Origin of the sequence: uncultured Thalassolituus sp. (genome assembly GCF_950066645.1) — a bacterium.
GTDB lineage: Bacteria > Pseudomonadota > Gammaproteobacteria > Pseudomonadales > Oceanobacteraceae > Thalassolituus.
Window position 1 is genome coordinate 232002 of record NZ_CATMFB010000001.1, and the last position, 11977, is coordinate 243978.

At 55.9% G+C, this 11977-nt stretch carries 13 protein-coding genes; 3 read left to right on the plus strand and 10 right to left on the minus strand.

Features of this window, described 5'->3' with window-relative positions; all coding sequences use genetic code 11:
- Window positions 1-8: 8 nt before the first annotated feature.
- From Q1L85_RS01025 to Q1L85_RS01035, 3 genes are read right to left on the minus strand one after another with little or no spacing between them, the layout of a single operon-like run.
- Window positions 9-1394, minus strand: coding sequence for a DUF3570 domain-containing protein (locus tag Q1L85_RS01025; RefSeq protein ID WP_300428284.1), 1386 nt, complete (start codon window positions 1392-1394; stop codon window positions 9-11).
- Window positions 1385-1597 (minus strand): DUF4266 domain-containing protein, encoded by a 213-nt coding sequence (locus Q1L85_RS01030; protein WP_300428285.1) that lies wholly within the window; start codon window positions 1595-1597, stop codon window positions 1385-1387. Before Q1L85_RS01030 ends, Q1L85_RS01025 begins: the two co-directional genes overlap by 10 nt.
- Complete coding sequence (locus tag Q1L85_RS01035; RefSeq protein ID WP_300428286.1) at window positions 1594-2028, minus strand: TlpA disulfide reductase family protein; 435 nt, start codon at window positions 2026-2028, stop codon at window positions 1594-1596. The genes Q1L85_RS01030 and Q1L85_RS01035 overlap by 4 nt, the downstream gene beginning before the upstream one ends.
- Window positions 2029-2159: 131 nt before the next feature.
- Between Q1L85_RS01035 and dsbD the strand changes: the two genes are divergently transcribed.
- Entirely contained in the window at window positions 2160-3881 is a 1722-nt protein-coding gene (gene dsbD / locus Q1L85_RS01040) for a protein-disulfide reductase DsbD (RefSeq protein WP_300432028.1), read from the plus strand.
- A 9-nt stretch (window positions 3882-3890) separates the two neighbouring features.
- On the opposite strand, the gene aroE is transcribed toward dsbD, so the two are convergent.
- Genes aroE through Q1L85_RS01055 form a run of 3 tightly spaced genes read right to left on the minus strand, consistent with a single transcriptional unit; the run spans window position 3891 to window position 6231 of the window.
- Window positions 3891-4715, minus strand: a complete 825-nt coding sequence (gene aroE, locus Q1L85_RS01045) for a shikimate dehydrogenase (RefSeq protein WP_300427565.1) — start codon at window positions 4713-4715, stop codon at window positions 3891-3893.
- Between the two features lie 9 nt (window positions 4716-4724).
- Window positions 4725-5666, minus strand: coding sequence for an oxygen-dependent coproporphyrinogen oxidase (gene hemF / locus Q1L85_RS01050; RefSeq protein ID WP_300427563.1), 942 nt, complete (start codon window positions 5664-5666; stop codon window positions 4725-4727).
- A 19-nt stretch (window positions 5667-5685) separates the two neighbouring features.
- Window positions 5686-6231 carry an L-threonylcarbamoyladenylate synthase gene (locus tag Q1L85_RS01055; RefSeq protein ID WP_300427561.1) on the minus strand — a complete coding sequence of 182 codons (546 nt, stop codon included), beginning with the start codon at window positions 6229-6231 and terminating at the stop codon, window positions 5686-5688.
- Between the two features lie 106 nt (window positions 6232-6337).
- On the opposite strand from Q1L85_RS01055, the gene Q1L85_RS01060 reads away from it, so the two are divergent.
- The gene (locus Q1L85_RS01060) at window positions 6338-6619 is read left to right on the plus strand and encodes a hypothetical protein (RefSeq protein WP_300427559.1); all 282 of its coding nucleotides are present in this window, start codon (window positions 6338-6340) and stop codon (window positions 6617-6619) included.
- On the opposite strand, the gene Q1L85_RS01065 is transcribed toward Q1L85_RS01060, so the two are convergent.
- Window positions 6614-7015 (minus strand): BLUF domain-containing protein, encoded by a 402-nt coding sequence (locus Q1L85_RS01065; RefSeq protein ID WP_300427557.1) that lies wholly within the window; start codon window positions 7013-7015, stop codon window positions 6614-6616. The genes Q1L85_RS01060 and Q1L85_RS01065 overlap by 6 nt on opposite strands.
- Before the next feature lie 106 nt (window positions 7016-7121).
- On the opposite strand from Q1L85_RS01065, the gene Q1L85_RS01070 reads away from it, so the two are divergent.
- Complete coding sequence (locus Q1L85_RS01070; RefSeq protein ID WP_300432031.1) at window positions 7122-8891, plus strand: sensor histidine kinase; 1770 nt, start codon at window positions 7122-7124, stop codon at window positions 8889-8891.
- Here Q1L85_RS01070 and Q1L85_RS01075 read toward each other — a convergent pair.
- From Q1L85_RS01075 to Q1L85_RS01085, 3 genes are read right to left on the minus strand one after another with little or no spacing between them, the layout of a single operon-like run.
- Window positions 8833-9669: a CZB domain-containing protein gene (locus Q1L85_RS01075; RefSeq protein ID WP_300427552.1), complete on the minus strand. Its 837-nt coding sequence runs from the start codon at window positions 9667-9669 to the stop codon at window positions 8833-8835. The genes Q1L85_RS01070 and Q1L85_RS01075 overlap by 59 nt on opposite strands.
- A 55-nt stretch (window positions 9670-9724) precedes the next feature.
- Window positions 9725-10813, minus strand: coding sequence for a DNA-processing protein DprA (gene dprA, locus Q1L85_RS01080; RefSeq protein WP_300427551.1), 1089 nt, complete (start codon window positions 10811-10813; stop codon window positions 9725-9727).
- Between the two features lie 16 nt (window positions 10814-10829).
- On the minus strand, window positions 10830-11891 hold the full coding sequence (locus Q1L85_RS01085) for a LysM peptidoglycan-binding domain-containing protein (protein ID WP_300427550.1): 1062 nt from the start codon (window positions 11889-11891) through the stop codon (window positions 10830-10832).
- Between the last annotated feature and the right edge of the window lie 86 nt (window positions 11892-11977).

The following is an 11977-nucleotide window of genomic DNA, read 5'->3' on the forward strand; positions in this document are numbered from 1 at the left end:
GACTCAGGTTACCAACGGAAAGAATACCCGACCTGAATCCAGTTTGCTGACAGTTCCGCAAACTGATCCTGGCCATCAAGATCGCTTCCTGCGGCGGTTTCCCGGTAGCTGTTTTTATCCTGCTGTTGGTAGGCTTCGTAACTCAGGCTCAGTTCATGGCTACGGAACAAAGGGACGCCCACTTTCATACCGTACGTTGTTGCTGAGAAGGCCCCCAGGCGAGGATCTGCCGATGCGTAATCCACCAGAGCATTGATCTCTGTACCCGACATGCTGACATCAGTGCCGAGTTCCAGAAAGGGGGTGTAGAAGTCGGCAGCCGTCTGTTCGTAGTAACGGAAGTGCGGTTCAAGATAGAACTGCCCAGCGACATCAAGATGATAAGTCAGATCGAATGTATTGGAATCAATCCCCCAGTCATCCGTCATGTAACGGTAACTGATATCAACAGCGTCATTACTGAATACCGCAACCTTGTTCTGAAGGTACAGACTGATCTTCTGTCGGTCTTCCGGGCGATGCTCGTACAGATAGAGGTAAGTCGTGACGCCATCCAGGCCATTGTCGTTCGGGTCTTCAATCAGGTTGCCCTGATCAGCAACCGTGAGGAACTTATAGGGGTCATCATGGTGGCCCGACGACTGGCTGAGAGACAGATTGAGTTGCGTGACCCAGCGCCTGGTCATGACCTGTGTGATCCCAAACACAAGGTCGGTGACCTGTTTGGTATCGGTGTTGCTGGCCGTGTCGGCAGCGATAATGGAGGTCAGAGGCTGTGGGATGCCGGAATCCGGTGCCACTTCATCAAACTCCAGATTGACCCCAAGGGAGAGCGTTGTATTGTTCTGCGCCAGGTCTTTAGATAACGCAGTATTAATGCTGTATGAAGTAAAGTCGCCTTCGGTCGAATAAGCGCCACCGAGGTTCAGTTTAAAACCGTTGTCCAGTGGGCGCAGCCAGGAGAGAGACAAGGTCGTGCGGTTGTCCTCGAAGTTCTCGTCGTACGGTGTGTCACCAGCCTGGGTCACGTAATAGGCACGGTCTCCATATTCTTCGATTTCATCATCGTCATCATCATCTTCGGCCTTCTGTAAGCGAGCGATACCAGAGGCTGAGGTAAATGTCTGCGGAATCGCCGCGACCGCCGCACCGTTTGGAGAAGCACCCGACAGACTATCGAGCGTGAGGCGCGCACTGACGCTGCTTTCATCGGCGAAATTGCGGGTGACGCTAATGACAGGCTCAGTCGCTGATACGCGGCTGTCTGATTCGCTGTAGATTAACAGCCCGGTATCGACCTGCCAGTCTTCTGCGGCCGCAGCAGTCTGGTTCAGCAGGGCTGAGGTGGCCAGTGCCAGACTGACGGCCACCGGCTTTCTCTTATTTAATTGCATCCGCAGCCACCTCCGCCAAAGCCCCGACCACCGCTGGAGGCTTCTTTACTGAAATAAATATGGTCATTAAAGGCACTACGCAGGGGATCACTGTCGAGTGCCATGTGTTCTTTCGCCAGCAGGTCTCTCTGCCAGGGTTTGACGTTGGCGCAGCCGCTGAATAGCAGGGCAGCGACCATCAGTGGAATCAGAGTTTTCATCATTCCTCTCCCAGAAGTGTCTGAATTTCCTGCTCATAAGCAGCGCGTTTTTTATCGTGGAAGCCGAGGTGCCTGACGCGTATTTCGCCATCCCGTCCGATCAGGTAGCTGGTGGGCATGGCGGATACGCCGAATTTACCGGCCAGCTCGCCTTCGGAGTCATATTCGATGCGGAATTCCGGCCCCATTTCTGCGATAAATTCTTCGGCAAGCTCAGGTTCCTGATCGAGATTCACGGCGACGACTACCAGGCCGTCTTTTTCGTATTTGTTCTGCATGCTGTTCATCCAGGGAAACGATGAGCGACAGGGGCCACACCAGGAGGCCCAGAAGTCGAGATAGACGACCTTGCCTTTCAGCGGTTCAAGGTTGAGCTCGGCATGAGTAAAACCGGATAGGACAAATCCGGCCATAAGAATCAGCAGTTGGCGCATGAACAAACCTCTATTAGTGGGGACAGCGTCACACTCAATAAAGTAACCCGTCAGTCTTAACGGAGTCTTAAGGCTCACTTAAGTAAAGGCTGCTAGTCTCTGCCTACCAATTATCCAATGGTGTTATTGTCATGACATTGATCCGAAGTTTGTTTGTCTCGCTTCTGCTGTTGTCCGGACTCTGGTCTCCGGGAGTGTTTGCAGCATCGGGTGAGGAGGAAGAATTCCTGCGCGCCGAAGAGGCATTCCAGCCCGTGGTAGAACGCACTGGCAGTGGCTGGCACGTGCGTTTTGATATCGCCGATCACTACTATCTGTATCAGTCACGGATAAAGCTGAAGAAGCCACTCGAAGGAGATCAGGTCAGCTTCCGTCAGACCGCCGAACTGAAGAATGACCCGAATTTCGGTGAAGTTCTGATTTACCATAATGTCGTGGATGTCGATGTCACTGTGACCGCTGAAGGCGACCGGGTGCTGAGCTACCAGGGGTGTGCGGAAGCGGGGCTCTGCTATCCGCCGCAGAAACTGACGCTGAGTGCGGCTCTCGCTGTCACCGAAGCAGCACCGGCTTCTGCTTCAGCACCTGCAGCTGAAAGTGAACTGGGCGGTGAGAGCCTGTTCTGGGTAGTTCTGAGTTTTCTTGGGTTAGGGATTGGCCTGTCTCTGACGCCTTGTGTGTTCCCTATGATTCCGATTCTTTCCTCTATTATCGTGGGGCAGTCGGGTGCTATCTCTGCGCGGCGTGGTTTTACGCTCGCACTCTCGTATGTGGTGGGTATGGCCTCGTCCTACGCCATGATCGGGATTCTCGTCGCGGCCTTTGGTGCGCAACTCAACATTGGCGCATTAACGCAGACGCCAGCCGTCATCATTGGTGCTACGCTGTTGTTTATTTTTCTGTCGTTGCCGATGTTCGGACTGTTCGAGCTGCAATTACCGGCCGCTATCCGCAATCGTCTCAATGACATGCAGTCCCGCCAGAAGGGTGGTGCACTGCTCAGCACATTCGTCATGGGCTTTTTCGCAGCGCTGGTGGTCTCTCCGTGTGTCAGTGCGCCGCTGGCGGGAGCCCTGGTCTATCTGTCCAGTACCGGAGATGTACTGACCGGCGGATCAGCACTCTTTGCGATGGGGCTTGGTATGGGTGGTCCGCTGCTGTTGATCGGACTCAGTGGTGGCAAACTGCTGCCCAAAGCGGGCACCTGGATGTTACTGATTAAGGGCGCGTTTGGTGTGGGCCTGCTGGCCGTTGCGATCAGTCTGCTTGATCGTATTCTGCCGGGACAGATCATTCTCCTGCTCAGCGGTGCGCTGGCGATTGGCTGTGGTGTGTATCTGGGAGCCCTGGAAAGTAGTGCGGACAACAAGGCCCGGCTGGCGAGAATTATTGGAATACTGTCGCTCTTAACCGGTGCGGGCTGGTGGCTCGGCGCAGGCATGGGGAATGACAGCCTGCTGCGTCCGCTGGCGATAAGTGCCGGCCCAGCGGTGGTGAGCGCCCATGCGGGCGCAGATCATGTCGTTGTCGACAGTCGCGCCACCCTTGAAAAAGCCATTGCCGCGTCTGCGGCGCAAGGGCGTAAAGTCTTGGTCGATGTGTATGCCGACTGGTGCACCAGTTGCCGGGATGTGGATCGCCTGTTGGCGCAGCCTGCAGTGGTGACTGCGCTCTCGGGCTACGATGTTATCCGTTTTGATATTACCGAAGGCAGTGACGATCAGACGTCGGTGCTGGCCGACTGGCAGGTGTTTGGCCCGCCGGCCCTGCAACGCTTCGATCAGCAGGGCCTGAAGCAGGGGGCTGCGATTCAGGGCGTGCCAGCCGAAACCGAACTGATCGACTGGCTCTGATGGCAGGGCTCAGCGACGACGCTCCCCGCGCAGTTCCAGCATCACCCGCGTGGTATCCGGCCGGACGCCACGCCACAGCGTAAAAGCTTCAGCGGCCTGTTCTACCAGCATACCCAGCCCATCAATGGTTTTCAGCGCACCCTGACGGGTCGCCCAGGCGTTAAACACCGTCGTCTGAGTGCTGTACATCATGTCGTAACAGACCGTCTTAGCGTTCAGCAGTCCTTCCGGCAGGGGAGGCAGCTCGCCGGCGAGGCTGGCGGAGGTACCGTTGATGATGATGTCGAAGACGCCTTCGAGGTCTGCGAAACCCTGACCAGAAAGCTGGCCCAGATCACTGAAGTCGCTGGCAAGGTCTTGGGCTTTGCTGATGGTCCGGTTGGCGATCACGATTTCCGCTGGCTGTTGCTCAAGCAGAGGCTGAAGAACGCCACGCACTGCGCCGCCAGCTCCCAGTAAGAGCACGCGCTTACCTTTGATCGCGACGCCGTTGTTGACGGTCAGGTCGCGTACCAGACCGGCGCCATCGGTGTTGTCGGCGAGCAGGCGACCGTTCTCCAGACGCTTCAGCGTGTTTACAGCACGTGCCCGGCGTGCGCGCGGCGTCAGTTCATCTGCAAGCCGGTAGGCGTTTTCTTTGAAAGGAACAGTGACGTTGAGCCCTTGCCCTCCGTGCGCCATAAAGCGTTTCACTTCTGTATCAAAACCATCAAGCGGCGCCAGAATGGCTTTGTAAAACAGGTCTTCACCGGTCTGTTCGGCGAAGCTGTTATGGATCACAGGCGATTTGCTGTGTCCGATCGGATTTCCGACTACTGCGTAAAGGTCGGTCATAAAATCTCCTTACACCCAGTCACGATGGGGCAGAAAATCGGTATACAGCAGCGCTTCCGGGCTACCGGGCTCCGGGTTCCAGTCGTAGTCCCAGTGCGCTACCGGTGGCATCGACATCAGAATGGATTCAGTACGTCCGCCGGTCTGCAGTCCGAAGATAGTGCCCCGGTCGAAGACCAGATTGAATTCAACGTAACGGCCTCGGCGGTAACACTGAAATTTACGCTCACGTTCGCCCCAGGGGGTAGACTTACGACGCTCGATGACAGGAACGACGGCGTCAATGTAGCCATTACCTACGGCCTGCATAAATGCGAAGCTGCGTTCGAAGTTCAGTTCTCCGTCCCATGTATTCAGATCGTCAAAGAACAGACCTCCGACCCCACGGGTTTCGTTACGGTGCTTCAGGAAAAAGTACTCATCGCACCATTTCTTGTACTTCGGGTACACCTCGTCACCAAAAGGCGCGCACAGATCTTTAGATACCTGATGCCAGTGCACGACGTCTTCTTCAAACGGATAGAAAGGCGTCAGGTCGAAGCCACCACCAAACCACCAGACTGGCGCTTCGCCTTCTTTCTCCGCGACAAAAAAGCGGACGTTGGCATGAGAGGTGGGGATGTATGGATTCTCAGGATGAATCACCAGAGAAACGCCCATAGCCTGAAAGCTGCGACCAGCCAGTTCCGGGCGGTTGGCCGTGGCAGAGGCTGGCAAAGCAGCGCCACGCACGTGAGAGAAATTCACGCCGCCCTTTTCAATGGTACCGCCGGTGATTACGCGGGTACGGCCACCCCCGGTCAGAGCCAGAGGGTTATTGTCTTCGCCACGTTCCCAGGCATCTTCAACAAAGGTGGCTTTTCCATCCGCCTGCTCCAGGGCATGGCAGATGCGATCCTGAAGGTCGAGCAGATAGGCTTTTACTGCCTCAATATTAATAGCAGAGGACATCTGGGGCTCCGTTCGTTGGTCAGCGCAGTTGCTGGCCGGTCAGTGTTCTTATGGTGGATGGCTGGCTGCGGCCACCCAGCGTGCCGGGCAGTATATGATCGACCCCGTGCGGGAAATACTGGCGTACCCGCAGGACAGAGCGGGCAGGCTCTTTCCCGGCAGGGTTGGCGGAGGTCGATACCAGAGGGCCGGTGAGTTCGCAGAGCGCGCGCACCAGAGGGTGATCGGTGATGCGCACAGCGATGCTCTCGTGCTGGCCACGAAGCCAGACCGGAACGTGCGGATAGCAAGGCAGCACCCAGGTCACCGGACCCGGCCACGTCGCCTGCACCTGCTCAAGATCCTTATCAGAGAGAGGCATGATCCAGCCTTCAAACTGCGCCAGCGAGGCGCCGATCAGTATCATACCTTTGTGTTCCGGGCGCTGTTTGATATCCAGTATCCGGTGTACTGCGTCCCGGTTTGCCGGATCACAACCCAATCCCCATACTGCTTCTGTCGGGTAGGCGAGCACGCCTCCGTCGCGTACAGTGCGTACTGCCTGACTGAGATGCCACTGGTTCACAGCTGGTTCCCCTGGTGCCTGAAAAAATAAAGCCGGAACCCTACCTCAAGGGGCTGATGGCGGCAAGATGGTCCCGGGTTCTGACAGGCCACTATGGAGATATGACATGAAGGATGAGGTCTGGATCTGGCTGCGTGTCGCGCTCTCGCTCACGCTGGTGGGTGGTGTGGGTTACGGCATTTACGATCTGGTGCTGACTGGCTTAAGGGCAGAGGTCATTGTGTTGATCATTGTGTGTGCCTCAGGCGCATGGTGGGTCTGGCCACGAGACGCCGAACTGCCTGAATGGCTGCAATGGTGTGAAGATATCCTGTTTATGCCCCTGCGTATCGGGTTTGCTATGGCGCGGTCCCTGATCGGACTGGTGCGCCATGGCGGAGATTTATAAGGCTGCCAATCCAGTGAGAAATGACACTGCCTGCTCAGGCGTCATGTCTGCAGGATTAAAGGTATTCTGACCCAGTTTATTCAGCAGTTGGTAAAACTGGTCAGAGGCGGGTGCGAACCCCATGTCCCAGGAGCCGAAGGTTGTTGCAGGGATGTACTCATAACCGACGATGACCACATCGTCGTGTCGGGGATCTTCAGCAATCTCCAGAAACAGCTCATTTACCTGATCCCGCTCGCCTTCGAGAGTCTGCAGGAAGTAACGTTGGTCGTAGCACAGCATGCCGCAGATGTTGATGCCCTGATTATTCTCCCGTGCGACCTGCAGAATGTCCTGGATATCCTGCAGGCTCATATCGCGGGTCGCCCGGCTCATGTAGGTGAGTCTTACCAGCATGGTTGTTCCTCCGACTGTGGTTCACTGTCTTTTGTGATCTTTGGTTATTCCCTTCGGGACATATTGTCTACTCTGAGTGTAGTCAGTTTTTTTGTCAGGGGAGTTTATGTCACGGATTAACATGGCCAGCGCTGAATGGGGGATTTTGGGTGATATGCCATCGTCTCAGCTCGGTTTTGTGCCGGTTCCACCAGTATCCATATCGCCAGACAAAGCAGGGCAGAAATGGCTGAAGCGGAATCCAGATCATCCGTTACTGGTTGCAGTCATCAATTCAGAGAATTACAGCGCGGCATTGGACACGATCCGGTTCCTGCGTCAGCGGCTGCAGAATCAGCAGATGCGCCTGATCATATTTGCCAGCGACGAGGTCAAAAGTGAGATAGCGGCTCAGCTGAATACCTTGTCGATTCACCGGCTGCAATCATTGGCTGATTGGTCAGATTCATTTCTGCGTGAACTCCTTGAGGCTGAGGGACATGAATTTGCCAGAGTGAAGGCACGGCTCAGACGTCGTGAGTCGGAGATGGCGTTGCTGACCTGGCTGGCGCGCAGTGGGCGTGAAGCGGTCCTTGAAACCCGCCACCTTCGGGAAATTTCCGGTCTTCTCTGCGAACTGGTTGGGGCTCGTGGACTGTTTATCAGCGCTGGTAAGACACTGGCTGAAGTTTATCCGGCCGACTTGCAGAACGTGGCATGGACCCACGTTCTGGAGTCACAGTTTGAGACTCTCGATCTGGCGGAGCAGCCGGTCAGGGTCCAGCTGGACCCTGATGCACCGATGCACAGACAGGCATCTGATCTTCTCCGTATCTCTGTCACCGGCAGCGTTCTTCTGCCGTTTCGCTGCTATCAGGATATCCGGGGATACCTGTTGATGCTGCTGACGCCGGATGAGCTTGCCGCCCTGGATGTTGCAACGGTCAACCTGCTGGAAAAAACAGCTGATCAGCTGCGCGCGCATGCAGAGCGTCAGCAAAGTGAAGCCAGCTTAAAATCTCAGTATGAACGTCTGCAGCAGACACTGGAGCAGCTTTACTCAACTCAGGAGCAACTGTTTCACGCTGAAAAACTATCTTCTTTGGGGCAACTGGCGGCGGGCATCGCGCACGAAATCAACAACCCTGTTTCGTATGTGCTCAGTAATTTTGAACCACTGGACGAGTATATTTCGGGCATGACCGAGCTTATCCGTATGCACGATGAATTTGCCAGAACACTCGATCTTGGTGATGAGGCATTCCGTCAGCAGTTGCAGAACAGCATCCGGGTACGCAGTGAAGCCATTGATCTCGAATTTATGATGGAGGATGTGTTCGCGCTGGTATCGGACTCCCGCAAGGGGCTCTTGCGGGTCTGTGATATCGTTAAAAACCTCAAAAACTTCGCCCATAAAGACGCCATGGAAGACAACGCGTTTGATCTGGCGGAGTGCTTCCGTGACAGCCTGGGTATCCTCCGGCACCAGCTCGGCAACGAGATTGAGCTGTGTGAAGAACTTCAATGTCCGGCAATGGTGCACGGAAACGCCGGTATGATCGGGCAGGTGATCATTAATCTGGTGCAGAACGCATTGCATGCGATGGAGAGTCGGGGTCAGCTCAGAATAAAACTACAGGCGCTGAATGGCGGTTGGGAGCTGGTCATCCATGACTCTGGGCCAGGGGTACCAGAAGATATACTGTCCCGGATTTTTGATCCCTTCTTTACGACCAAGCCCGTTGGTAAAGGAACGGGCCTGGGCCTGTCGACTGTCCACACCATCATGAGTCGCCACAAGGGTTGGGTGAAGGTCAGAAACGACCAGGGAGCGAGGTTCAGTATCTGGCTGCCCGACGCTTCTGCTTCACCAGGCTTGTCGGATCAAGACGGATAAACAGCTCGCCTTCGCTTTTCTGCAGAAAACCGTCGTAGCTTGGATGCTGCAGATCCCTCTCGCGGCCGGGCAACCAGTGCTTGTCCGTAAACTCCATGATCTGATCAATGCTGTCGAGTTCAATCGCATAGGTGTGCTGGTCGGAGCGCAGAATCACCACCACCGGACGCAACAGGTCTTCAAGTCGTGACGTCGCGAGTGCAAACAGGTTCAGCAGATGCTTCAGGGTTGAATGGCGCTCTTCTTCCAGGCGCTTCAGCGCAAGCTCACGGGTCGCTTGATCAGCCGCCTGAGTGAGAAGTGTCTCGGCGAGGGCGTGAATGCGTTTATGGGGGGCATCAAACTGCGTCATGATTTTGCGCAACTCTTCATCCGTCGCCCGGTAGGCGTCGTACCACTGACCAAAAGCACAACGGTGTGGGTCAGTGGCTTTAGAAAATTCGTCGCCGGTACGAAGGCTGTGTTCCAGGGCTTCCATCCAGTCGATGTGGTCCTGGCGACGTTGCTTCAGCAGGCCAATGAGTTTTTCGCATTCTTCGCGCTGTGATGCAGAACCTATCAGGCGACTGAAGTTGTAGAGCGAAATCTGGTTGCCCTGAAACGTAAATACCCGTACCTGCGTGGTATCGCCCTTCGGTACTTCATGAGGCTCTATCGAGTCGAGCGTCGTGATGTACTGGATGCCTGCAACGGGCAGAGCATACTTTGCGTGTGTCAGATGAAATGTCAGATAGCTTCCGGCGACAGGGCGGGTGGAAATAGCAGCGGCGTCAGACATACAAAACCTCCATAACTGATGGAGAGTGTAGTTCAGCCGCTGCAGACGGCCAGTCTCAGCGCTGGCGGCAATAGCCTCCGGGTGACTGAGTGAGCCAGCCCTCAAGCTCGAGCTGGAGCAGCTCCGGCAACAGCTCATGAATCTGCCGTGCCGAACGTATGGCGATCACATCAACCGGTGTCGGGGCGAAGTCGATCATACCGAGCAGTGCCGGAGCCGTAGTCTCTGATGGCGTGGGCACTGCTGCAGCGATGGGTGCTGTCAGGCGGAAATGATTCAGCTCGTCGAGTACGTCGTTTCCATCCCGGATCAGTAAGGCGCCTTCACGGATCAGCTGGTGCGGTCCATGACTCAGTGGATTTGCCAGACTGCCGGGAACGGCGAACACATCCCGGCCCTGTTCTGCTGCCGCGCGGGCGGTAATCATGCTGCCACTGCGCAGACCCGCCTCAGCCACAATGGTCGCCTGACAAAGCCCGCTGATGATGCGGTTGCGAGACGGAAAATGTCGTGACTGAGGTGCGGTGCCGGGTTCGAATTCCGTCAGTAGCAGGCCCTGCCTGCGTATGTCATCGGCAAGACGACGATGGCGCGCAGGGTAGGTGATGTCTGGTCCTGTACCCATCACCGCGATCGTCCGGCCAGATCCGAGCGCGCCTTCGTGCGCGGCGGCATCAATGCCTAACGCCAGACCGCTCACAACCGTGATGCCTGCTGCCGCCAGTGTCGATGCACACTCATGTGTCCACTGCAGGGCTTCGCGACTGGCCCCCCGGCTGCCAACGATAGCGACCATGGGGTGATTCAGGGCGGCGATGTCTCCCCGGTACCAGAGAAACGTCGGAGCGTCGCGCAGACTTGCGAGTGATTCAGGGTAGGGATAACAGCCAGCAAGCAGAACGCCCTGGTCGGCTTCCGACTGCCATGCCTGCAGTTGCTCAAACCCCTGAGACAACGAAGAATCGGTCGTAAACTGCTGAGCCTGCGATTCGCTGCAGCCCAGGCGGATGAGGTCATCGGTGGTGGAATGAATGAGATCTTCCGGATTCAGCAGCTGGCTGCGGATCTCATTGGCGGCAACGGTGCCGATGCCGCGCAGGCGGCGCAATCGCCACCAGGCAAGTAACAGCTCATCCTTGAGCATAATGTCCCCGGTTGTATCAGATCTCCGGCGATTCGAAGTAGTCGCCCACTTTCAGCGGACGTTTTGCCCGCATGATCAGGGCGTACGACATTTTGTCGAATACGCGGAATACCATCATGCTGCCTGCCTCTTCAGACGGCAGACGTACTTTTTCTTTCTCTACGCGGTCGTACACAACAGCGCCCGCTTTCTTAATCAGCATCACATGACCTGGCTCCATACCGTCACGGGTACCGCGGTTCAGTGCGACCACATCGAATTGGCCAACATGAGACACGCCATTGGTAACGGCCAGAATCTGTCCAGCAATCTTCTGTCCAGGTGCCTTCGGAATAAAGCGGGACATCAGGCTGCGGTCTTCGGTTTCGAGCAGACGGTCACCGATAGACACCTGCTGGTTCGTCTTCTCCAGCATCAGGGTCATTACGTCGTTTTCAGTAGCGACGACTTTAGCAACACCGATATCGGTCGCTTCGAGACCAAGAATTTCACCGCTCTGCGGGTCTTTGTAAATCTGGCCCTTGCGGAAGATGCCGTATGCGGCCGCGACGTCCTGATCAAGATCACCACGCGCGTAAACTTTGGTGCCGGCACCCATGAGAACACGGCTGTCATAGCCGCTGATAACGTATGGAGCTTTCTCAAGTTCATCGCCGGTGACGATACGGTGGTTGCGCAGGAAGCCCTGAATAGCATCCATTGGAATGGCAGCAATCGCTGCTTCAATCGGCTCTACGCGGGCGGTGGGTGCCATTTTGACATCGCCCGGGCGCAGTTTAACGGTGCGGCTGGCGTCGCCACGGTTCATGACCGTCAGCTTCTTCTCGCCGTCGACCATAATCAGGCCGATTTCATCACCAGGAAAAATAAGGTGTGGGTTGCGGATCTGGTCGTTCTGGTACCAGATTTCCGGCCATTCCCAGGCGTTGCCTGTGAATCGTTCAGCGATCTCCCAAAGGGTGTCACCCTTCTTAACCAGATAACGCTCAGGGGCGTCAGCTTTCAGCTCCAGTGCGGTTGCACCGGCTGACAGGCACATCAAACCCGTGACAATAAGACGTTTGATGGTTTTGCTCATCCTTTATTCCCTTTATTATTGGCATATTAGGGTGACGTTGATATTCGCTGCCACGCAGCCATCTTAGCAAGTCACCGCCACAAAGT